This window comes from Dietzia sp. 111N12-1 (genome assembly GCF_001658045.1).
Classification (GTDB): domain Bacteria; phylum Actinomycetota; class Actinomycetes; order Mycobacteriales; family Mycobacteriaceae; genus Dietzia; species Dietzia kunjamensis.
The window spans coordinates 123,466-145,014 of record NZ_LSSV01000104.1 but is presented as its reverse complement, the minus strand read 5'-3'; the positions used below and the strand labels follow the sequence as shown (position 1 = coordinate 145,014).

20 protein-coding genes and 2 tRNA genes are annotated in these 21,549 nt (G+C 68.7%); 9 read left to right on the top strand and 13 right to left on the bottom strand.

Features of this window, described 5'->3' with window-relative positions; translation table 11 throughout:
• Positions 1-14: 14 nt before the first annotated feature.
• Together AYO52_RS17455 and AYO52_RS19105 are read right to left on the bottom strand one after the other, a co-directional pair.
• Positions 15-728 (bottom strand): PaaI family thioesterase, encoded by a 714-nt coding sequence (locus AYO52_RS17455; RefSeq protein WP_067720214.1) that lies wholly within the window; start codon positions 726-728, stop codon positions 15-17.
• A gap of 29 nt (positions 729-757) precedes the next feature.
• Entirely contained in the window at positions 758-1,042 is a 285-nt protein-coding gene (locus tag AYO52_RS19105; RefSeq protein WP_253702290.1) for a hypothetical protein, read from the bottom strand.
• Between the two features lie 125 nt (positions 1,043-1,167).
• Between AYO52_RS19105 and AYO52_RS19100 the strand changes: the two genes are divergently transcribed.
• Complete coding sequence (locus AYO52_RS19100; protein WP_253702288.1) at positions 1,168-1,359, top strand: hypothetical protein; 192 nt, start codon at positions 1,168-1,170, stop codon at positions 1,357-1,359.
• A gap of 145 nt (positions 1,360-1,504) precedes the next feature.
• On the opposite strand, the gene AYO52_RS17445 is transcribed toward AYO52_RS19100, so the two are convergent.
• Complete coding sequence (locus AYO52_RS17445; RefSeq protein WP_067720258.1) at positions 1,505-2,995, bottom strand: FAD-dependent oxidoreductase; 1,491 nt, start codon at positions 2,993-2,995, stop codon at positions 1,505-1,507.
• A gap of 52 nt (positions 2,996-3,047) precedes the next feature.
• Here AYO52_RS17445 and AYO52_RS17440 point away from each other — a divergent pair, with 52 nt between their 5' ends.
• Together AYO52_RS17440 and AYO52_RS17435 are read left to right on the top strand one after the other, a co-directional pair.
• Entirely contained in the window at positions 3,048-3,602 is a 555-nt protein-coding gene (locus tag AYO52_RS17440; protein WP_067720212.1) for a nuclear transport factor 2 family protein, read from the top strand.
• 10 nt (positions 3,603-3,612) lie between these two features.
• Positions 3,613-4,101: a hypothetical protein gene (locus tag AYO52_RS17435; RefSeq protein WP_067720256.1), complete on the top strand. Its 489-nt coding sequence runs from the start codon at positions 3,613-3,615 to the stop codon at positions 4,099-4,101.
• On the opposite strand, the gene AYO52_RS17430 is transcribed toward AYO52_RS17435, so the two are convergent.
• The 10 genes from AYO52_RS17430 to dnaA all read right to left on the bottom strand — a co-directional run bounded on the left by AYO52_RS17430 (position 4,098) and on the right by dnaA (position 17,347).
• Complete coding sequence (locus tag AYO52_RS17430; RefSeq protein ID WP_082924144.1) at positions 4,098-5,330, bottom strand: MFS transporter; 1,233 nt, start codon at positions 5,328-5,330, stop codon at positions 4,098-4,100. The genes AYO52_RS17435 and AYO52_RS17430 overlap by 4 nt on opposite strands.
• A 59-nt stretch (positions 5,331-5,389) precedes the next feature.
• Positions 5,390-5,462, bottom strand: a tRNA-Ala gene (locus AYO52_RS17425).
• Positions 5,463-5,521: 59 nt separating this feature from the next.
• A tRNA-Ile gene (locus AYO52_RS17420) sits at positions 5,522-5,595 on the bottom strand.
• Positions 5,596-5,673: 78 nt separating this feature from the next.
• On the bottom strand, positions 5,674-6,303 hold the full coding sequence (locus AYO52_RS17415; RefSeq protein ID WP_067720210.1) for a DUF3566 domain-containing protein: 630 nt from the start codon (positions 6,301-6,303) through the stop codon (positions 5,674-5,676).
• Between the two features lie 3 nt (positions 6,304-6,306).
• Positions 6,307-8,835, bottom strand: coding sequence for a DNA gyrase subunit A (gyrA, locus tag AYO52_RS17410; protein ID WP_067720208.1), 2,529 nt, complete (start codon positions 8,833-8,835; stop codon positions 6,307-6,309).
• 848 nt (positions 8,836-9,683) lie between these two features.
• Complete coding sequence (gene gyrB / locus AYO52_RS17405; protein ID WP_067720205.1) at positions 9,684-11,813, bottom strand: DNA topoisomerase (ATP-hydrolyzing) subunit B; 2,130 nt, start codon at positions 11,811-11,813, stop codon at positions 9,684-9,686.
• A gap of 86 nt (positions 11,814-11,899) precedes the next feature.
• Entirely contained in the window at positions 11,900-12,454 is a 555-nt protein-coding gene (locus AYO52_RS17400) for a DciA family protein (RefSeq protein WP_067720203.1), read from the bottom strand.
• Positions 12,451-13,740, bottom strand: coding sequence for a DNA replication/repair protein RecF (recF, locus tag AYO52_RS17395; RefSeq protein WP_067720201.1), 1,290 nt, complete (start codon positions 13,738-13,740; stop codon positions 12,451-12,453). The genes AYO52_RS17400 and recF overlap by 4 nt, the downstream gene beginning before the upstream one ends.
• A gap of 25 nt (positions 13,741-13,765) precedes the next feature.
• Complete coding sequence (gene dnaN, locus AYO52_RS17390) at positions 13,766-14,941, bottom strand: DNA polymerase III subunit beta (protein WP_067720199.1); 1,176 nt, start codon at positions 14,939-14,941, stop codon at positions 13,766-13,768.
• Positions 14,942-15,841: 900 nt separating this feature from the next.
• Complete coding sequence (dnaA, locus tag AYO52_RS17385; RefSeq protein WP_067720197.1) at positions 15,842-17,347, bottom strand: chromosomal replication initiator protein DnaA; 1,506 nt, start codon at positions 17,345-17,347, stop codon at positions 15,842-15,844.
• Positions 17,348-17,885: 538 nt separating this feature from the next.
• Between dnaA and rpmH the strand changes: the two genes are divergently transcribed.
• The 6 genes from rpmH to rsmG all read left to right on the top strand — a co-directional run bounded on the left by rpmH (position 17,886) and on the right by rsmG (position 21,456).
• Positions 17,886-18,029 carry a 50S ribosomal protein L34 gene (rpmH, locus tag AYO52_RS17380; protein ID WP_007629603.1) on the top strand — a complete coding sequence of 48 codons (144 nt, stop codon included), beginning with the start codon at positions 17,886-17,888 and terminating at the stop codon, positions 18,027-18,029.
• 18 nt (positions 18,030-18,047) lie between these two features.
• Positions 18,048-18,410: a ribonuclease P protein component gene (rnpA, locus tag AYO52_RS17375; protein WP_067720195.1), complete on the top strand. Its 363-nt coding sequence runs from the start codon at positions 18,048-18,050 to the stop codon at positions 18,408-18,410.
• Complete coding sequence (gene yidD / locus AYO52_RS18070; protein ID WP_082924143.1) at positions 18,407-18,703, top strand: membrane protein insertion efficiency factor YidD; 297 nt, start codon at positions 18,407-18,409, stop codon at positions 18,701-18,703. The genes rnpA and yidD overlap by 4 nt, the downstream gene beginning before the upstream one ends.
• 17 nt (positions 18,704-18,720) lie before the next feature.
• Positions 18,721-19,914, top strand: coding sequence for a membrane protein insertase YidC (gene yidC, locus AYO52_RS17370; RefSeq protein WP_067720193.1), 1,194 nt, complete (start codon positions 18,721-18,723; stop codon positions 19,912-19,914).
• A gap of 129 nt (positions 19,915-20,043) precedes the next feature.
• On the top strand, positions 20,044-20,532 hold the full coding sequence (locus AYO52_RS17365) for a R3H domain-containing nucleic acid-binding protein (RefSeq protein ID WP_067720191.1): 489 nt from the start codon (positions 20,044-20,046) through the stop codon (positions 20,530-20,532).
• 228 nt (positions 20,533-20,760) lie between these two features.
• Entirely contained in the window at positions 20,761-21,456 is a 696-nt protein-coding gene (gene rsmG, locus AYO52_RS17360; protein ID WP_067720189.1) for a 16S rRNA (guanine(527)-N(7))-methyltransferase RsmG, read from the top strand.
• Positions 21,457-21,549: the final 93 nt, after the last annotated feature.

The following is a 21,549-nucleotide window of genomic DNA, read 5'->3' as shown; positions in this document are numbered from 1 at the left end:
ACACATCATCACTGTCAGCCCTCGATGGGCCGGCCGCGGTCGGCGTCCCGGATACCCCTCGGCTCGATGAACAACGCCTCAGCCGTCGCGCAGAGGGTCTCGCCGGTGTGGAGGGTCGCGGTCGCCCAGATCTTGCGGCCCTCCACCCGTTCCTGCCGCGCCTCGAACCGCAGCGGGGCGAACAGTGGCGTCGGCGACTTATACGAGATGCGCAGGTCCGCGGTCATGCCGACACTCTCCGACGCGGCGTTCGCCAGCCCCAGCATCTCGTCGAAGATCAGCGCGACGATCCCGCCGTGGACGCAGCCGGGAGGCCCCTGGTACTCGATACCCAGGGTGAGGTCGGCCCGCACGGTCGCATCGGGGAACACCACCGGCTCCAGCGGCGGGGACACCGGGTTCCGGCTGCCGGTCGCCGGGTTGGCCGCCAGGTGCTCCGGCACACCCCAGGTGGCGTACTCCGACGGCCGCACCACGGTGCCCACGGTCTCGAGGTGCTCGACCAACCCGCGCACGGTGGCCACGGCGTCGTGGACGTCCTCGTAGACGGACCCGGCGACCAGGCCGCGGAGTCGGCGCAGCTCGCGGGCCAGCTCGGTCGCGCCGGACGCATCGGGGTCCTGGCGCAGGAAGGGAGTGCCCTCATCGCTCGCACCGGCGGGGTCCGCGGTGCCGAGGGGGCGGTCGCCCGGGGCGGTGGGGTCGGAAGGGCCGGAGTCGGTCGTCACGGCAACAGAATCTACTCTGCGCCCCGGCGTCAGCCCTCGCCCGCGCCCTCATCCCGGTGCTGCCGGTACGCCGCCACCCACTCCGCGGGCATGACGAACAGCCCCTCGGCGGTGGCGCAGAGGCGATCTCCCGCGTGGACCGCGCCCTGCGACCACACCTTCCGGCCGTCCACCCGGACCTGACGGGCGGTCACCACGATCGGCTCGAGGATGGGCGTGGGGCTGCGGTAGTCCAGGTCCAGGTACATCGTCATCCCGGTGGTCCCCGCGTGGTGGTCGACCCGGCCCAGCGCCGCGTCGAACAGCAGGGCCACGACACCGCCGTGAACACACCCCGGGGGGGCCCTGGTACTCCAGCCCGAGCGTCATCTCGGCCCTGAGCGTCCCGTCGTCCAGCAACTCGAACTCGGCCGGCGGGGCGAGGACGTTGGACCGGCCGATGATCGGGCAGTTGGAGGCGTACCGACGCTCCCGCCAGTTGACCTCCTGCCGCTGCTCGGGGCTCGCCGACGCGGCCTCCAGCTCGTCGGCCACCCTGCGGATCCGATCGGTCAGCGGGCCCAGGTCGGTGTCGAACATGCCGCCGGTGGTGAGCGCGCGGATCCGGCGCACCTGCTCCACCAGGGCGTAGAGGCCGGCCTCGTCGTCGTCGTCCCTGTCGACCGGACGGCCAGTACCGCGCGCCGGGTCCAACGGCCCCAGATCCACCGTCGGCCGGTCGCGCCGCACGACGGTCACCGGCTCGACAGTCCCCGGCTCGACGGTCACCGGGTCGTTCATGCCGGCGCCGACCCGGTCACATCGCCGGCCGCCACCGTGTCGGTGACCCCGGCCGCACCGCGGCCCGCGCGCCGGCCGAAGAACGAGCCGTCGCCCAGAGAGGTCCCCGAGATGTAGCCGTCGCCGTGCAGACCGTGCGTGCACCGCCCGGCCGCAAACAGGCCCGCGATGGGCTCGCCCGCGCGGTCCAGCACGCGCGACTGCAGGTCCGTGTGGAGTCCCCCGAGCGTGAACCCCTGCGCCTTGAGGGGCAGGCCGTTGAAGGTGTCCGGCCCCCCGGCACCCGTCGGGTAGGCACCGAACGGCGGCTCGAGCGGGCGCACCCACCGGGCGTTCTTGCCGAACTGCGGGTCCTCGCCACGCTCGGCGCCGGCGTTGTAGCGGCGCAACTGGTCGGCCAGCGCATCGGCGGGCAACCCGCAGTCGGCGGCGAGCTCCTCGATGATCTCGGCGGCGTGCATGGGCTGCATACCCCACAGCTCGGACTCCGGGACGTCCTCGATGCCCTTCTCGTCGATGATCACCCACACCGGCGGGCGGCGGTGATACACGGCCGCGTGGCAGTACAGGCCCGGGTAGACCTCCTCGTTGATGAAGCGCTGCCCGTCGCCGTCGACGAGCATCGCGCCCACCACCAGGCGGGGGATGACGAGCATCGCGGTCTCGGTCTGGTGCATGCGGCGCACGGCCGCGCCGGCCTCGATGCCCATCTCGATGCCGGAGCCGTCGTCGCGGCCGTCGGAGACCTTGTCCTTGCCCAGCTGCTGCGGCGCCCACTGTTCGAGCATCCGGTCGTTGTCCACGAACCCGCCCGTCGCCAGCACGACGCCGCCGGTGGCGCGGTACTCGCGTTCCTCGGAGAACTGCGTGGCCCGGACGCCCACCACGCGTCCGTCCTCGACGATGAGCGAACGCGCCTTGACGTCGCACTGCAGGTCGACGCCGGCCTTCTGCGCCGTGGCCACGAGGGAGTCCATGAGCACGTTCCCGGCGAAGTTCGGGGCGGGCGGCCGGTGACCGCGCGCTGCCGGGGTGGCCAGGGACGCGTAGGGCTCCGCCCGCTCCCCCATCCACATCAGGCCCGAGTCGTCGCCCGGCATCCAGGTGGGGGTGTCCCACAACTTCCGGTTGAACACCGCTCCGTGCGAGACCAGCCAGTCGTGGTGCTCGACGGCCCCCGCGCAGTAGTCGGCGATCTTCGCCTCGTCGGCGTTGGGCCCGAGCGCGGCCAGGAGGAACGCGCGCATGTCCTCCTCGGTGTCGGCGATGCCCAGGGCCTGCTGGGTGGCCGTGCCGCCCCCCAGGTAGACCTCGCCGCCCGACTGCGCCGAGGAGCCGCCCGGTCCGGAGGCGCCCTCCAGAGCGATGACCGTCGACCCGGCCTCGGCGGCCTCGATCGCCGCGCAGGCGCCGGCGATTCCCATCCCCACCACGATGACGTCCGCCGTCATCACGGCGGGACGGTTGTCTGCACTCTTGTCCGTCATGGTGTGCACACTACTTGTAACGTGTTTCAGTTAGTGCATTAATGTCGGGTTCATGATTGATGGTTCCGACACCGCCCGTCTGGACGCCCTCGAGGCGAGGCTCACCTCGACCGAGACCGGTCTCGCCACCGCGCGGGCCGAGCTGGCCCGCGCGGCCGACGAGCTGGCCGTACTGCGCCTACTGGCCTCCTACTCCCCCCGCGTCGACTCCGGCGACGCCGACGGCGTGGCCGAACTGTGGACCGACGACGGCGTCTACGACGTGGACACCGGCGTACTCGAGGGGCACGAGGGGCTGCGGGAGATGGTGCACGGGGACGCGCACCAGGGACTCATCGCGCACGGGTGCGGGCACGTCCCCAGCCTGCCGGTCGTGCTGCTGGACGGGGACCGCGCGGTGGCGACCGGCTACACCCAGCTCGTGGTGCGCTCGTCGCGCCCCGGGCGCTACACGGTGATGAGGGTGACGGCGAGTCGGTGGGAGCTGGAGCGGCGCGGTCGGGTGGACGCGCCGGACCGCGGGTGGCGGGTCGTGCTGCGCACCGCGCGCGCCGTGACCGACGACGGCGAGGGTCGGGCCCTCCTGGGACGGTCCCGCGAGAGGTAGCGTGGCAGCCATGTACCGCCGACGCCCCGCGGCCGCGGGCCCCACACCGGTCCCGATCCTGCGCGCGGGCCGCCTCGCGCTGCTGACCACGTCCGCGGTCCACCTGGGGTTCCAGTCGATGGTCACCTCGGTGGTCTATCCCCAGCTGTTCGACGGTTCCACCCACGGCATCGCCGAGCGCCAGGCGGATCACGCCCGCCGCATCGCCCCCGTCGCGCTCACGCTGTACGCGACGGGCCTCGGGGCGGCGGCCTGGGCGGCCTACGGGTCGGTCCGCTCGGCCGAGCGCAGCGGTCTGGGGGCCACCCTCCTCGCGTGCGCCACGGGCGTCGCCGTCCCGGCCATCACCGCCGGAGTGGTCCCGCTGCACGTGGGGATCGCCCGGGAGCAGGTCACCGGGCCGCGCATCAGGGCGCTGATGGCCACGGACCGGCTCCGCACGGGACTGGCGGCACTGGGGCTGGCGGCGGCCGCGCAGGCGCTGAGCAGTCGCGACTAGTCGCGGGACCCCGACCGCCGGGCCCGTCCGCCCGCTCCCGGCCGCGCCACCGCGACAAGTGCACCCACCGCGATCACGCCGACCGCGAGCGCCAGCACGTGGTACGCCGGGATCAGTCCGATGCCCTCGGCGATGACCGCCGCGATCACCGCCGGCACGCCGAGCGAGATGTAGGCCACCACGAACAGGGCCGAGAACACCTGTCCCCGCACCGCCTGCGGCGCGCTCTGCGCGACCAGGGTGTTGCCCATGAGGAACAGCAGGCCCATCCCGAGGCCGGTGAGCCCCGCGGCGGCGATGAAGCCGACGACCGTGCGGGCCTCCAGGGAGACCGAGGCGACGACGAGCCCCACGACGAGCGCGAGCACGCCGAGGACCACCCCTCGCCGCCACCGCGACGGCCCGGACCGCAGGTTCCACCCCAACTGCGCGACCCCGGCCGCCGCCTGCAGGGCCGCCACCACCAGGCCGGTCACGAGGTAATCGGACGCACCCATGAGGTCGCGGGCGATCGCGCCGCCGAGACCGAGGAACACCCCGCCGACGGACCACGAGACGATCACGCACACCGCGGCCAGCGCGAAGACGGGCCGGACCTGGGGCGGCACCGACGGAGGACGCACCCGCAGCGCGTCGCGCAGGGTCCCCGATCCACCGGCGGTCTCGGGAACGATCGTGGCCACACCGATGAGCAACGCGACCGTGGCGGCCCCGATCACGAGGTAGGGGTGGACGAGGGGTGACGACGACGAGGTGGCCACCACCCCGGCGAGGAGGACCCCTGCCGCGATGCCGAAGTTGGTGGTGGAGCTGCTGGTCAGGGCGCCCACCCGCGAATCCCGGGTCGGATGGAGCTCGATCAGTGCGGCGGTCGCCGACCCGGTGATGAGACCCACCGCCAGACCCTGGATGACGCGGGCCGCGATCAGCCAGGCCACGGATCCGGCGGCGGCGAGCATGCCCATGCTCACCGCGAGCAGCGTCAGGCCCGCCAGGATGACCGGGCGACGCCCGATCGCGTCGGAGACCCTCCCGAGAAACAGCAGGGGGACGAGGACCGCGAGGGCGTACACGGCGTAGACCACGGTGATGGCGGTGCCACCGACGCCCCAGTCCTGCTGGTAGTCGACGTACAGCGGTGACGGGGTGGCGCTGGACGCGAGGGCCACGGTCACTACGAGGGCCATGAGCACGAACGGGGGCCACGACGCGCGAGGGGTGGGGTGCACGGTCTCCCTATCCGCCGGGGAGGGCGCCTGCCGGGCGGGCGCGCCGGGCGGCGGGTGAGTGGAGCCTAGGGGATTCGAACCCCTGACATCTGCCTTGCAAAGGCAGCGCTCTACCAACTGAGCTAAGGCCCCGTACCTCCAAGCATAAACGCCGGACCGCAACGAGCGGATCCGGCGTCTGCCTGGCGGAGTGGGCCTAGGAGGACTTGAACCTCCGACCTCCAAATTATCAGTTTGGCGCTCTAACCACCTGAGCTATAGGCCCTCGTACCGAGAGGTCAATCTACCCGACGTCCGCGCCACCGCCCAAATCGGCACCCTCCACCGGGCGCCGGGGGCACCGTCAGTACCGGGGATCGGCGAGCGTGACCTGCACGCCGCCGCTGGTCAGGCCGGCCGCGAGGTTGTAGATGAACACGGCGAGCGTGGCCAGGATCGACAGCAGAAGCACGTTGAGCAGTCCCACTCCGCCGCTGTAGAGGAAGATCGTCGACGGCCCGATCACGGCTGCCGATTCGTCGCCCGCGACGCCGGACAACAGGCCCCCGAGCCGGTCCCACACGCCCATCCCGGACAGCAGCAGGTACGTCACCCCGATGGCCACCATCCACACCAGGTAGAGGGCGAACATCAGGCCCAGCACGGTGGTGAAGGCCGACCACGGGTCGATCCGGCGCAGCACCAGGACCGACTCCATGGGGCCCCGGCGCTCGGTGGGCGGGACGATCGGTGCGGCTCGCCCGGCCGCGCCCCCCGAGTACGCCTTGGAGACGCCCCCGTTCGCGCCCTCGGCGCGATGCTGGGTGGCCGCCGGGAAGGCGGTGGTGGCCGACGTGCCGGCGTCGCCGGTGCCGGCCCCCGACCCGCCGTAACCGGGCGCCGGGGACGACCCCCCGTGCGCTGGGCCGTCTGTGACCGCGTCGGACGTCTCGGTCGGGTCGGTCCGGTCGGCTGGATCGGTCGGCTCGGTCATCGCCTACTCCTCCTTGGCGGACTCGGCCGCGGACCGGTCCTCGTCGTCGGGCTCGTCGGCGTTGCGGGCGATGGCCAGTAGCGAGTCGCCCTCGGCGAGGTTCATCAGCCGCACGCCCTTGGTCTGTCGGCCCGCCTTGCGGACCTGCTTGGCGAACGTGCGGATGACACCGCCGCTGGAGGTGATGGCGTAGAGCTCGTCCTGCAGCTCCACGATCGTCGCACCGACGAGCTTCCCGCGCTTGGGGTCGAACATGAGCGTGAGCACGCCCTTGCCGCCCCGGCCCTGGGCCGTGTACTCGCTCAGGGCGGTGCGCTTGGAGTAGCCGCGTTCGGTGGCCACCAGGAGGAAGTACTTCTCCTGGTCGGACGACTCGGCTCGCACGACGGACATGCTCAGCAGGGCGTCGCCGTCGTTGAACCGCATGCCCATCACGCCGGAGGTCGCTCGGCCCATCGGGCGGAGCGTGTCGTCGTTGGCGTGGAACCGGATCGACTGGCCCTTCTCCGAGACCAGCAGCAGGTCGTCGTCGGGTCCGGCCAGCGCCGCCCCGACCAGCTCGTCGCCGTCGCGCAGGTTGACGGCGATCAGGCCGCCGGAGCGCGGCGAGTCGTAGTCCTCGAGCCGGGACTTCTTGACCAGTCCGTTGCGGGTGGCCAGCACCAGGTACGGCGCGTCCTGGTAGCCCTTGATCCGGATGACGCCGGCGATGCGCTCCTCCGGCTGGAACGCCAGGAGGTTGGCCACGTGCTGACCACGGGCCGTGCGGTTCGCCTCGGGCAGCTCGTAGGCCTTGATCCGGTAGACGCGGCCCTTGGTGGTGAAGAACAGCAGCCAGTCGTGGGTGGAGGAGACGAAGAAGTGCCGGACGATGTCGTCCTGCTTGAGCTCCGCGCCGCGCACACCCTTGCCCCCGCGCTTCTGGGCGCGGTACAGGTCGGTGCGGGTCCGCTTGGCGTAACCGGTCTCCGTGATGGTGACGACGACGTCCTCGCGGGCGATCAGATCCTCGTCCGTGACGTCCCCGTCCGCCGGGATGATCCTGGTCCGGCGGTCGTCCCCGTACTTCTCGACGATCTCGCGGAGTTCGTCGGCGACGATCGCGCGCTGCCGCTCGGGCTTGGCGAGGATGTCCTTGTAGTCGGCGATCTCGAGTTCGATCGAGGCGAGCTGGTCGACGATCTTCTGCCGCTCGAGGGCCGCGAGGCGGCGCAGCTGCATGTCCAGGATGGCCTGCGCCTGGTCGTCGTCGATGTCGAGCAGGTCCTTCAGACCTTCGCGCGCGACCTCGACGGTCTCCGAACGGCGGATCAGTGCGATGACCTCGTCGAGCGCGTCCAGCGCCTTGACCAGTCCCCGCAGGATGTGGGCCCGCCTCTCGGCCTCGTCCAGCAGGTACTGGGTCCGCCGGACGATGACCTCGATCTGGTGCGTGACGTACAACCGCACGAGGTGGTTGATGGCCAGGGTCCGGGGAACACCGTCCACGATCGACAGCATGTTCGCGCCGAAGGACGTCTGCAGCTGCGAGTGCTTGTAGAGGTTGTTCAGCACGACCTTGGCCACGGCGTCACGCTTGAGAGTGACGACGATGCGCAGGCCGACCCGGTCCGAGGACTCGTCGTCGATCTTCGAGATGCCGGCGATCTTGCCGTCCCGCAACTGCTCGGCGATCGACAGGATCATGTTGTCCGGGTTGACCTCGTAGGGCAGCTCCGTGATGACGATGACCGTCCGGTTGCCCTCCTCCTCGATGGAGGTCTTACCCCGCATACGGATCGAACCGCGGCCGGTCGTGTAGGCGTCCCTGATCCCCTGCTCGCCCACGATGAAGCCGTGGGTGGGGAAGTCGGGACCCTTGATCCGATCCATGCACGCCGCGAGGGTCTCCTCCTCGTCGGCGTCGGGGTTGTCCAGACACCAGTAGATCGCCTCGGCGACCTCGCGCAGGTTGTGCGGCGGCATCTTGGTGGCCATACCGACCGCGATGCCGCTGGAACCGTTGACCAACAGATTGGGGATGCGCGACGGGAGGACGACCGGTTCGGACGTCTTGCCGTCGTAGTTGGGCTGGAAATCGACCGTGTTCTTGTCGATGTCCCGGACCATCTCCATGGCCAGCGGGGTCATCTTGCACTCGGTGTAGCGCATGGCGGCGGCGCCGTCGTTGCCGCGCGAACCGAAGTTCCCCTGGCCGTCGACCATCGGGTACCGCATCGCCCACGGCTGGGCGAGTCGTACCAGGGTGTCGTAGATCGCCGAGTCACCGTGCGGGTGGTAATTGCCCATGGTGTCGGCGACGGGCTTGGCCGACTTCACGTAGCTGCGCTCGGGTCGGTAGCCGTTGTCCCACATCGCGTAGAGGATCCGGCGGTGGACGGGCTTGAGCCCGTCCCGGACGTCAGGTAGCGCTCGACCGACGATGACGCTCATCGAATAGTCGATGTAGCTTCTCTGCATCTCCGCCTGGATGTCGACCGGCTCGATCCGGTCGTGACCCCCGGCTTCGGGCGGCAACGTCGTGTCCGTCATGGGCTCCTCTTCGTCTCGCGCTCGAAGCGGCACCACGAGGGCACGCTCCGACCCGGCCAGTCTATAGGTCCAGCGAAAACACCGGCACGGGCGCGCGGGGGTTCGGCGACTCGGAGGCCTCCCGGGGCCTACGCACCGGCGTCCCGGGCGCCCCCGGCCCGTCGGCCGCCCTCGACGTGCTCTTAATGGTCACGTGTCTTACACGACATCCCGTAACGCTTTCTTTATTTTCCCTGCGTGAAAGAACAGGACGCCGGGCTCCGTTGGAAGTGCCGCCTGATAGATCCAGCTCAGATCATAGAGAGCGGACATGCTAAATAATTTCTTCTTTAGGCGGTTGGAGCTCGCTCCAACCGGACGCTGCGTCGGGCTGGGCCTAGGCGGCATTGACCTAACGGATCAAGTAGATACCCTCGTAGGCTGCGCCGAGTGATCGCGGATCACCACGTCGACCTCTGGTGCCGGGGGTAGGCAACCCCGAGCTGGCATTCGACCGTCGCGTCCGGCCGCGGAGGCCGACGAAAGGCGACTGTGTCATCAGACGATCATGCCACCGCCTGATAATCAGGCCTGTTGTTCGTGCGACACCGGCCGTAGCTGGCGCGCTCAGAGTGCGGACGTGCATCTCCGCTACGAGACCACGCCGTTGGTCCCCGGGATCACGCACGGCTCGGCCGCGGCTGCCAACTCCGGGCCCGCCGTGCAGCATCTGCGTGACCGGCTCGCCGGGCTGCCCGCCCCGAACGACTGCGGGACGCTCCAGGTCGTTGGAACCACCCGAGGAAGAAGGGGGCATCCGCCGAGTTCGGCAGACGCCCCCCTTCTTTCCGTGCCTCCCCGGCACGCCATCAGACGTCGAGGAACCTCACATCGCGTGCATTGCGGGTGATGAAGTTGCGGCGCGCGTCCACGTCCTCACCCATGAGGATGGAGAACAATTCGTCCGCCGCGGCGGCATCGTCGAGGGTGACCTGGCGGAGCGTACGGACCGCGGGGTCCATCGTGGTCTCCCACAGCTCCTTGGGGTTCATCTCGCCGAGGCCCTTGTAGCGCTGGATGCCGTCGTCGACGTTGATCTTGCGCTTGTTCTCGAGGCCGATCTTGAGCAGTTCGTCCCGCTCGCGGTCCGTGTACGCGAAGTCCGGCTCGCCCTTGCCCCACTTGAGCTTGTAGAGCGGCGGCTGCGCCAGGTAGACGTACCCGTTCTCGACCAGCGGCTTCATGAACCGGAAGATGAGCGTCAGCAGCAGCGTCGAGATGTGCTGACCATCGACGTCGGCATCCGCCATCAGCACGATCTTGTGATAGCGCAGCTTGTCGATGTCGAACTCTTCGTGAATGCCGGTTCCCAGCGCCGTGATGATGGCCTGGACCTCGGCGTTCTTGAGGACCTTGTCGATCCGCGACTTCTCGACGTTGATGATCTTCCCGCGCAGCGGCAGGATCGCCTGGAACATCGAGTCCCGACCCGACTTGGCCGAGCCACCGGCGGAGTCGCCCTCCACGATGTACAGCTCGGACTTCGCCGGATCCTTGGAGCGGCAGTCGGCGAGCTTGCCGGGCAGACCGCCGATGTCGGTGGCCGACTTGCGACGCACCATCTCGCGGGCCTTGCGGGCTGCGACGCGAGCCTGGCTCGACGCGATGGCCTTGTTGATGATGACCTTGGCCTCGGCGGGATTGGCCTCGAACCAGTGTCCGACGTGCTCCGACACCTGTCGCTGGACGAAGCCCTTGACCTCGGTGTTGCCGAGCTTGGTCTTGGTCTGACCCTCGAACTGCGGATCCGAGATCTTCGCGGAGAGCACGGCCGCCAGGCCCTCGCGGATGTCATCTCCCGTGAGGTTGGGGTCCTTCTCCTTGATGAGCTTCTTCTCGCGCGCGTACTTGTTGACCAGGGAGGTCAGCGCGGCGCGGAAGCCCTCCTCGTGGGTGCCGCCCTCATGGGTGTTGATGGTGTTGGCGAAGGTGTGGACGGACTCGGAGTAACCGGAGTTCCACTGCATGGCGACCTCGACCTCGTGGCCGGGCCCCTTGCCCTCGAAGTAGAGGATCGTCGGGTGGATCGAGGTCTTGGACTTGTTGATCGCCGTGACGTAGTCCTTCAGACCGTCCGGGTAGTGGAAGGTGCGCTTACGCTCGCGGACCTTGACCGGCTCGACGGGCGTCACCTCGACGGCGTCGGCTGCCTGCGCGCCCTCGGCGAACGCCTGCTCCGCATCCACCGCGTGGGCGAGATCCGACCCATCGTCGGAACCGGGCGCCGCCTCCGCGCCGCTGCCCTCGCTGTCCGCGATCGCGTCCAGCTCGGCGGCCTTCTCGGCACGCGGCCGCCGGTCCGTGAGCGTGATGGTGAGTCCCTTGTTGAGGAACGCCATCTCCTGGAGGCGGCGTGCCACCACGTCGAAGTCGTACTCGGTGCTCTCGAAGATCGTCGGATCCGCCCAGAACCGGACCCTGGTCCCGGTGCCCTCGGCGGGGCCGGCGTCGACCAGTTCTGCCGGGACCGCCATGTCGAAGTCCTGCTTCCACAGGCGCCCGTCGCGCTTGATCTGGACCTCGACCCGGGTGGACAGCGCGTTGACCACGGAGATGCCGACACCGTGCAGACCACCGGACACCGCATAGGAGTCCGAGTCGAATTTGCCGCCCGCGTGCAGCTGGGTCATGACGACCTGGACCGTGGGCATGCCCTGCTCGTGCATCTCCACCGGGATGCCCCGGCCGTCGTCGATGACCTCGACGCCGCCGTCCTCCAGCAACGTGACCTTGACACCGGTCGCGTGACCCGCCATCGCCTCGTCGATGGAGTTGTCGACGACCTCCCAGATCAGGTGGTGCAGTCCCCGCGGTCCGGTGGAGCCGATGTACATACCCGGCCGCATCCGGACGGCCTCGAGCCCTTCGAGAACGGTGATCGATGATGCACCGTATTCCTTGGGCCCGCTGTTGTTGGCCTTGCTCTTGGCGTCCGCCACGTGCGAACTCCTCGCGTCTCGGGGGTCTGGGACCGGCCCAGTCTACCTGCGACAACCGTCACGCGGGCCACGGGCACGCCCGGCCCTCACCCGTATGTGTCACGGGGGCCGCGACCGGACACGTGCAGGGGCCCCTTGCGCCAGCTCGGTTTCTCCGGCCCCTCCACCTTGAGACGACGGACATGACCCGGCCCCATGGCGGCCGCGATCTTGCGGAGGATGTCGGCGGACATGAGCCGCAGCTGCGTGGCCCATGCGGTACTCGCCGCACGGACGTACAGGATTCCCTCCTCGAGGCGCTCCGGGGTGGCGTGCGCCGAGACGTCCTCCCCGACGATCCGGTCCCACTCCGCGAACAGACGCCCGGTGGTGACCTTGTCGTCCCAACCCCGTTTCTTGGCGACCTGGCCCACGAGTTTGCCGAGGGGCTGTGGGTCCCACGGGTCGGCACCGGATCCGGTCCACCCGCGCTTGCGCAGCCGCTTGCCCGCCCCCACCGGGCCGGTCCGACCCCGGCCGACCTGCTTGCCCTCCGCCCGGGCCCGGGCGCGGGCCTCCTCGAGGGCCTGCTTGGCGACGTCATAACCGCGTTGTGGCGGGTCAGACGGTGTTACGGAGTCCTTGCCGGTTCGGTCCGTCACGGTGTTGCCCTGCTTCCGGTATCGGTGTTGTCGTCGTCGTCCCCGCCACTGTCCGCGTCGCTGACCCCATCCTCCCCGCCGGCGTGCTCGCGGGCGTCCGCACCGTCATGCTGGCGTCGTGACACCGTCATCGCCGAGTGACGATCCGCTCCCTCGCCCGTCATCACGACGTCATGACGGACCCCGCGCAGCGAGCCCGGCACGTCCTCGCCCACTGCGGCCGTGATGAGGACCTGTTCGACACCGGCCGCGACGTCGGCCAGCGCGGCCCGGCGGTGCCGGTCGAGTTCGGCGAAAACGTCGTCCAGGAGAAGGACCGGTTCCGCCCCGTCGGCACGGAACAGCTCGAGCGATCCCAGTCGCAGCGCCAGGGCGAACGACCACGTCTCACCGTGACTCGCGAACCCCTTCGCCGGCTCGTCGCCGAGACTCAGGATCAGGTCGTCGCGGTGCGGTCCGACGAGTGACATCCCGCGGTCGATCTCGTCGCGACGCAGCCGCCCGAGCTCGGCGAGCAACACGGCCTCGACGAGTTCCGGATCCGTCAGCTCCGACTCGTCGGGCGCGTCCGCCACGCGGAAGCGATAGGTGAGATCGGCGGGACGGGACTCGGGGGCCAGACCCCGATAGGCGTCGACGACGAGGGGCCGCAACTGACGGAGGAGGGCGATCCGACCGGCCACCACGCGTGCTCCGAGTTCGGCCAACCGCCCGTCCCACACGTCGAGGGTGTCCAGCACGGTCGCGGAGTCCTTGGGGCCCCCACGCCGCAGCGCACCGGAGGCCGACTTGAGCAGGGCGGTCCGCTGGCGGAGCACCGAGGAGTACTCGCTGAGGTCACCACCCAGTGCGGGGCGACGCTGGATCATGAGTTCATCGAGAAGCCGGCGACGTTCGGCCGGCTCGCCACGGACGAGCGCCAGGTCCTCCGGCGCGAACAGCACGGACTGGACCACCCCGAGGACGTCGGACAGTCGTCGGCACGGGGAGGTGTTGAGTCGCGCCCGGTTGGCCTTGCCGGAGTTGAGCGCGAGTTCGACGGTCAATTCACGTCCCGCGTTGTGTGCGAGGGCGCCCACCAGTGCGGTTCCGGCACCGGTCCTGATCATCGGCGCGTCGGTCGCCACGCGGTGGGACCGCAGGCTGGCGAGGACCCCGACCGCCTCGAGAACGTTGGTCTTGCCGTGCCCGTTGCGTCCGACCAGGGTGGTGACCCCGGGCTCGAGCTCGAGTTCGAGCAGGGGCCAGGAGCGGAAATCGAGGAGCCTGAGATGACGCAGGTGCATACCGGATCGGTTCCGGGGCGGGGCCTCAGCCCGGCAGGCGCACGGGCATGAGCAAGTAGGTGTGGTCGGAATCCACCGGCTCGATCGCGCCGTCCGCGCCGGGCTCCGGGAGGGTCTCGGGTGCCGGACGCAGCACGGCCGGCCGGCTTGCCTGGGTGAACCCGAAGGCGACGCGGCCTGCGTGGACACTGCCGAGACCGTCGAGTAGGTAACCCGGGTTGAACGCGATGGTCAGCGGCTCGCCGACGAAGTCCACCGGAAGGGTCTCGTTGGCCTGGGCGGCGTCATCGCCTCCGGCCGACAGTGCGAGCTCACCTTCCGAGAACGCCATTCGCACCTGCACGCCGCGGTCGGCGACGAGCGCGACCCGCTTGATCGCCTGGACGAGCGAGTCCACCTCGACGATCGCGAGTGAGGTGTGCTGCGGCGGGAGCAGCTGGCGGACCTTGGGGAATTCCGCGTCGAGAAGGCGGGTGGTGGTCCGCTGACCGGACACCAGCACACCCAGAATGCCCTCGGCGCCCACATCGGAGCCGGCTCCCAGGCTCAGATCCACGCGACCGCCGTGGCCGGCGGAACGGGTGACCTCGGACAGTGCCTTGGCCGGGATGAGTACCTCGACCGCGACATCCCCGCGGGCCGGCTCCCAGTCGAACTCCCGGATGGCGAGACGGAACCGGTCGGTCGCGATGAGCGTGACGCGGGTGCCCTCGATCTCCATCCGGATGCCGGTGAGCATCGGCAGGGTGTCGTCCTTGCCCGCTGCGACGACGACCTGGGACACGGCCTCGGAGAACGCGTCGACCTCGGCGGAACCGGTGACCTCCGGCATCGCCGGCAGCTGCGGGTAATCCTCGACCGGCATGGTCGGGAGCGTGAACTTCGCGGTACCGCAGGAGATGTACATCTTCTGGGCGGTGACGACGACCTCGACCGGACGGTCCGGCAGGGCACGGGCGATGTCCGCCAGGAGTCGGCCGGACACCAGCGTGCTGCCGGGCTCGGAGACCTCGGCCGGCACGGATACCTGCGCCGAGGTCTCGTAGTCGAACCCGGAGATCGTCAGTCCCGAATCGGCCTCGAGCAGCACCCCGCCGAGGATCGGGACCGACGGACGGGAGGGCAGCGTGCGCGCCACCCAGGCCACGGAATCCGCGAAGTCCTCGCGGGTGACGCGGAACGTCGGATCCGTGATCTCCATCGATGACCTCTTTCAGGCGGGGGTGGATACCGGGATCCGGTATCTGGACGATTGGTCGGTTCAAGCTCGTATTGGTTCAAGCTCGTATTGCACGTTTCCGCCGCCGGGGGCGGAGCGTCTCCATGAGAGTAACCGCTCGGACCGACAGCGGACACACGGACTCGGCGTAACCCGGTCAAGCAGGCTCGCCGCTCCACATCCCTACTTCTAACAAGAACTATCTAAAGAGATAAGAGGTAGTAGTAGGTCCTGTGAAATTGTGAGCCGAGGCCTGTAATCACAGGTCTGTGCCGATTTCGTCGTGTGGACGCAATCGTGCGATCTTGTGATTTGCCTCCCGACCCCTGTGGAATCACAAGAGTCCGTCCACCGTCTGTCCACCGTCGGTCCACAAGACTCCACAGGGTTGTCCACAGCTGTGAAGGGTGTGACAAAGGGTGTGTGAGGGTCCCGGATGTGTCGCACGGCGCGTCCTGATGCGTGTGGAATGACCCGTGTGAGGCCCTCGAATCAGACGAAGTGTGCGCGACTCGACAGCGAGACCCGGGAGTCCCACGGTTCGTCTTCCGTCGGGCGGGGTCTTTCTCGCGAATCGGGGCGGGTATCCGTTCGGGGCGGAACGCCGGACTCGGCAGAGGGCCGCACAGGGCCTGTTACGACCTCTCGCAGCCGTCCTGGGTCCGCGCATCCGGGCGTGCGGACGACGTCGGGCGCCGATCTGTTGCTGTCGCCGTCGCCGACCGTCATCTGCGTCGCGTTCGGTGTCGGCAGAGGGCCGGCCGGAGACGCGGGGCGTCGGTGGACGTCCGCGGGGGCGAGAACAAGCGGGGCCGGGCACAAGCGGCGGCGGGCACATGAGGCGGCGCGAGCGCGCAGCGTGGGTGAGTTCCGGCGTGGAGCTCAGAGGGACCGCGAACGCTCCTTGATCCGGGCCGTCAGCTCCTGGATCTGGTCGTACGTGCGCCGGTCGTCCTTGATCTCCTTGAGGATCTTGCGCTGGGCGTACATGACCGTCGTGTGGTCCTTGCCACCGAAGGTGACGCCGATCTTGGGAAGCGACAGATCGGTCAGCTCGCGACACAGGTACATGGCGATCTGGCGGGCCCGCGACAACGACCGGGTCTTGGAGGTGCCGCACAGTTCGTCGATGCTCGTGGAGAAGAACTCCGCGGTCACCGCCATGATGGTCGCGGCCGAGATCTGTAGGGAGTCGTCGTCCGAGACGACATCACGGAGCACGACCTCCGCGAGCGGCACATCGATCTCGTGGCCGTTGAGGGAGGCGAACGCCACCACCCGGATGAGAGCTCCCTCGAGCTCACGGATGTTGCGCTGGACCCGCGTCGCGATGAGCTCGAGGACGTCCCTCGGGACCACGTAGTTCTCGGACTTGGCCTTCTTGTCGATGATCGCGATACGCGTCTCCAGCTCGGGCGGCTGGATGTCGGTGATCAGACCCCACTCGAAGCGGGTGCGCAGGCGGTCCTCCAGCGGCTGCAGTTGCTTGGGTGGCCGGTCGGACGAGATCACGATCTGCTTCTGCGCGTTGTGGATCGTGTTGAAGGTGTGGAAGAACTCCTCCTGGACCTGTTCCTTGCCGATGAGGAACTGGATGTCGTCTACCAGGAGGATGTCCGCCTCGCGGTACCGCTTCTTGAACATGTTCTGGCGGCCGTCGCGGACGGAGTTGATGAAGTCGTTGGTGAACTCCTCGGTCGAGACGTACTTGACCTTCTGCTCGGAGTACATCCGCAGGGAGTAGTGCCCGATCGCGTGGAGCAGGTGGGTCTTGCCCAGACCGGACTCGCCCCAGATGAACAGCGGGTTGTACGCACGGGCCGGTGCCTCGGCGACAGCCAGTGCGGCGGCCCGGGCGAAGCGGTTCGAGTTGCCCTGGACGAAGGCGCTGAACGTGTAGCGCTCGTTCAACCCGGGCGCGGACGCGGCGGACAACGCCTCGTCGCGGTCGCTGCCGTGGAGGAGGCGCTCGGCGGCGATCTGCTCCTCGGTCATCCGCCGGGGGCGGGTCGTGGCGGGCGGATGCTCGTCCTCCGCGCCGGGGCCGTGGATGTCCTCCGCGTCGATGGCCGGGTGGTCGGCGTCGTCCGTCGGTAGTTGAGCTCCGGCGAGTGACGTGTCCACCTTGACGGCCAGATCGATCGGCTCCCCGAGCTGCGAGCTCAGTGCGCGCGTGATGGGACCGCGGAGGATGGACTCGATGTTGTCGCGGGCGAAGGCCGACGGGGCGGCGAGCATCGCGAAACCGTTGACCACGGCGATCGGCTGGACGAGCCGGAGCCACGCCTGCTGCTGGCGCGACAGGGCCGGATTGTCGTCACTGGCCAGTTCCGGATCGGTCAGCTTGTCGAGGACGGCACTCCACACGTGTTCGAGTTCAGGAGACACGGTGGGCGGTCTCCTCTCGTCGGGTGTCGGGCGTTGCTGCTGGTCCGGGTCGCCGGCGGCGCCGGGAACCACACTCTATCCACAGGCTCCGACCCAGGTCCACCGAGGTATCCACATGGTTGTCCACAGCTGTGGGAAGACAGACCCCTCCCGTCGGTTCGCGGGTAGGTCGTCGGTGGGGAGGGGTCGGAGGTGCTTGTTCGGATTCACGTCGCGTCTTGCAGCTCTGGTGGGGCTCGCCTGAGGAATGACGGTAACAACATGGTGAACCGGGGGGCAACCCTCAAGATTGACTGGAGGGCGGATGTCAAGCATCGCGGCCGTGGGCGTGTCGTTGTGGCCAGGAAACTGGTATCAGTGAGACCAATGGGATTACACGGTTTGGCGGCCGGCGCCTCGGGCGCGTAATCTTGAGCAGTCTGTCGTGCGCCCGTGGGCGCCCGGCGCGTCGTGGTGCCGCCGTCCTTCGGTGATTCGACGACGTCTCGAACTCGATCGGGCGCTGGACACGGCGCCGACTTCACGTGAGGAGCCAACCATGGCCAAGGGCAAGCGGACCTTCCAGCCGAACAACCGTCGTCGTGCCAAGGTGCACGGCTTCCGTCTGCGCATGCGCACCCGCGCCGGTCGCGGCATCGTCGGCGCCCGCCGGCGTAAGGGCCGCGCGTCGCTGACGGCCTGATTCCGGCCGGGGTGGCGGGTGCTCCCCAGGTCGCACCGGCTCCACCGTTCCGCTGACTTCGCGACGGTGGTGCGCAAGGGTGCCAGGAAGGGCCGCCGCACCATGGTCGTACACGCCCACGTGGACTCCTCGGATGTCCGCGTGGGCGGTCCGCGTTTCGGGCTGGTTGTCAGCAAAGCCGTCGGGGACTCGGTGACTCGTCACCGCGTCAGCCGACGGCTTCGTCATATCGCGGGCGGCCTGCTGGACGAGGCCGGCGACGATCTCATGGTGGTGATCCGGGCCAACCCGGCCTCCGCGGGTGCGTCGCACGCCGACCTCGTGCGGGATATGCGCGCGGGGCTCGTCGCTGCGGCCGCTCGCGCGAGGGGCACGTCGTGAGCACGGGGCGCCCGGGTCCCATCGCGCGGATCCTGTTGTGGATGCTCGACTTCTACCAGAAGGGCATCTCCCCCTGGACCCCACCGAGCTGCCGATTCGAACCCACGTGCAGTAGTTACGCCGTCGAGGCGGTACGCGTCCACGGAGCCTGGTACGGCACGTGGCTCTCGGTGTGGCGTCTCCTGCGTTGTGGGCCGTGGACACCGGGCGGGTGGGATCCGGTCCCCCGGCCCCGTGCACCTGATCCACCGGGCCACGAGCCCCACGAGCACACCGACAATTCTCGAACGTAGCTAGGACTCCACCACCCATGTCGTTCATCACCAACCCGTTGGTCTACTACCCGATCTCCGGCATCCTCTGGTTCTGGCACAAGATCTTCGCGTTCCTCGGCGGTCTGCTCCCCTGGGTCGAGGCGCCGGATTCCAACGGGGTCATCTGGGCCCTGTCGGTGATCTTCCTCGTCTTCACCCTCCGCGCGATGCTGTTCTGGCCGGCGGCAAAACAGATTCGCTTCTCCCGCAAGATGCAGGAGATGCAGCCCAAGATGAAGGAGCTGCAGAAGCGGTACAAGAACGACCGCGAAAAATTGGCGGTCGAGACCCGGAAGTTGCAGAAGCAGGAGGGGTTCAACCCCCTCCTGGGTTGCCTACCGATGCTGATCCAGATCCCCGTATTCCTGGGTTTGTTCCACGTGCTGCGGTCGTTCAACCGGATGGGCTCGCAGTTCGGCGCGCTCGGGATGAGCGCCGAGGAGACGCGCAACACGGGCAACTACGTGTTCAACGCGGACGAGGTGCAGAGCTTCCTCGACGCCCGCCTGTTCGGTGCTCCGCTCTCGTCCTTCATCTCCCAGCCGGTCGAACAGTTCCAGGCCTTCGTGGAGCCGGGCGCGATGCTCGACTTCGCCCGGTGGAACATCATTCTGGTCGCACTTCCGCTGATGATCGTCTCGGCGGTCACGACCCATTTCAACGCGCGGATCTCCCTGTCCCGCCAGTCCCCTGAGGCCGCGGCCAACCCGCAGGCCAAGATCATGAACCAGCTCATGCTGTGGGCCTTCCCCATCGGCATCCTGGTGACCGGTGCGTTCTGGCCGATGGCGATCCTCGTGTACATGGTCACGAATAACCTCTGGACCCTCGGCCAGCAGTACTTCCTGTATGAGAAGATGGCCAAGGAGGACGACGCCGCGGCCCTCCTGCGGCGCGAGGAGCAGAAGGCGCTCGCTCCGCGGGTGGGTGTGAAGCCCACCAAGCCCAGGAAGAATCGCGCCGCCGCCGCGACGGGAACCGGGGTGGTGTCGGATCCGGCCGGGGAGGTGGGTACCGCGACGGTGGACGACGACGAGGTGATCGGCTCCGACCCGGGGCCTGCGGTCGCTCCGGCATCCGCTCCACGCCCGGGTCAACGGCCTCAGGCTCCCGGCGGGCAGCGCAGTAGGCCGGCCCAGAAGGGATCGGGTTCGCGTCCCAAGAACAAGAAGAAGAAAAAGAAGCGTTGACCCGCTAGGGAAACGTGAGTGGACAAGGTCCCCGATGCTCCGGCGTCGGGGACCTTGTCCCATACTTGGGGTAGATAGTCGTCGCACCCCCGGGGTTCGGCGATCGGCGGTCACGACGGAGGCAGGTCCATGTCCAAGAGGAACATCGAGGTGTCCGAGGAACGATTGGTCGAGGAGGGCGAGGTCGCTGGCGACTATCTCGAGCAGTTCCTCGACATCCTCGATTTCGACGGGGACATCGATCTGGACGTCGAGGGCGATCGGGCTGTGGTGAGCATCGTGGGCGGCGACGACTTGGATACCTTGGTCGGCTCGGACGGCTCGGTCCTGGACGCTATCCAGGAGTTGACGCGTCTCGCGGTGCAACAGGAACTCGGCGATCGGAGCCGGTTGATGCTCGACATCGCCGGTTGGCGTGAGGCGAAGCGTGAGGCGTTGAGCGAGTCCGGACGCGTGGCGGCGCAGCGGGTTCTCGAGTCAGGTGAGTCGGAGGAGCTCGAGCCCATGACGCCGTTCGAACGCAAGATCATCCACGATGCGATCGCGGAGATCGTGGGTGTCACCTCGGACTCGACCGGCGTCGAGCCCAACCGCCGGGTGGTCGTCCTGCCCGGGTGACGGGAGGCTTGGGGCAGGGGTGCGAGCAGGACGGCTCGCACCCGTGATCCGTGTCCGAGGGTCTAATGACAATGATGTGATTCACCGGCGGTGTTTCACGTGAAACAGTGGCTTTGCGGCCGCGAGAAGGAGCGCGAGACCATGAACGGACACACGGGCCACGAAGCGTCACGTGACAGCGACGGGGCTTCCAGGACTGCGGGTGAGACACCGGCCGAACCGGGCTCGATGTCCGGCTCCGGTGATCTGCCCTCGCCCCCGCCCGCTGCCGCTGAAGTGTTCGGTGATCGGTTGGGTCTCGCGACGCGGTACGTCGATTTCCTCGCGACGGCCGGGCTCGAGCGCGGGTTGATGGGTCCGCGTGAGCGTCCTCGACTGTGGGATCGGCACGTCCTCAACAGTGCGGCTGCTGAATCTCAGCTGGCGCAGGGCGTGTCTGTCGTCGATATCGGGAGCGGCGCAGGCCTCCCTGGTATCCCCCTGGCGCTCGCGCGCCCAGATCTGACGATCACTCTGGTCGAGCCACTTCTCCGTCGGGTCACGTTTCTCGAGGAGATCATCGCCGAGCTCGGCATCGATGTCCGTGTCATTCGGGGTCGCGCCGAGGAGAAACCGGTCATCGTCGAGGCGGGCGAGGCGGACGTCGTGACGTCCCGGGCAGTGGCACCGCTGGCGAAGCTCGCCGGGTGGTCTGCTCCGCTGCTGAAGGTGGGCGGCCGTATGGTTGCCCTCAAGGGCGAGTCGGCAGTCGACGAGGTCGAGCGTGATCGTGCGGCGCTCGGCAAACTCGGGTTCGACGACGTTCGCGTCGAGACCGTCGCTGCCCCGGATGCCGAACCGACGAGGCTGGTGATCGGCACCCTGGCGACTAGGATGGGGGGCCGTGGCTCCCGATCCCGCGGACGCGGGCGTCGGTCTCACTGAGGCCTGACGGGGACGTGTCCAGTGTCGGTTTCACGTGAAACAATGGCACCCACACGGCGGCAGGCTCGCCGCGCTCACGATGCAACTCGAAAG

Coding starts and splice junctions, on each gene's coding strand:
- AYO52_RS19100 (WP_253702288.1), top strand. CDS start 1,168: ATGATCGGGCAGTTGGAGGCGTACCGACGCTCCCGCCAGTTGACCTCC.
- AYO52_RS17445 (WP_067720258.1), bottom strand. CDS start 2,995: ATGACGGACAAGAGTGCAGACAACCGTCCCGCCGTGATGACGGCGGAC.
- AYO52_RS17440 (WP_067720212.1), top strand. CDS start 3,048: ATGATTGATGGTTCCGACACCGCCCGTCTGGACGCCCTCGAGGCGAGG.
- AYO52_RS17435 (WP_067720256.1), top strand. CDS start 3,613: ATGTACCGCCGACGCCCCGCGGCCGCGGGCCCCACACCGGTCCCGATC.
- AYO52_RS17415 (WP_067720210.1), bottom strand. CDS start 6,303: ATGACCGAGCCGACCGATCCAGCCGACCGGACCGACCCGACCGAGACG.
- gyrA (WP_067720208.1), bottom strand. CDS start 8,835: ATGACGGACACGACGTTGCCGCCCGAAGCCGGGGGTCACGACCGGATC.
- recF (WP_067720201.1), bottom strand. CDS start 13,740: ATGCACCTGCGTCATCTCAGGCTCCTCGATTTCCGCTCCTGGCCCCTG.
- dnaN (WP_067720199.1), bottom strand. CDS start 14,941: ATGGAGATCACGGATCCGACGTTCCGCGTCACCCGCGAGGACTTCGCG.
- rpmH (WP_007629603.1), top strand. CDS start 17,886: ATGGCCAAGGGCAAGCGGACCTTCCAGCCGAACAACCGTCGTCGTGCC.
- yidC (WP_067720193.1), top strand. CDS start 18,721: ATGTCGTTCATCACCAACCCGTTGGTCTACTACCCGATCTCCGGCATC.
- AYO52_RS17365 (WP_067720191.1), top strand. CDS start 20,044: ATGTCCAAGAGGAACATCGAGGTGTCCGAGGAACGATTGGTCGAGGAG.
- rsmG (WP_067720189.1), top strand. CDS start 20,761: ATGTCCGGCTCCGGTGATCTGCCCTCGCCCCCGCCCGCTGCCGCTGAA.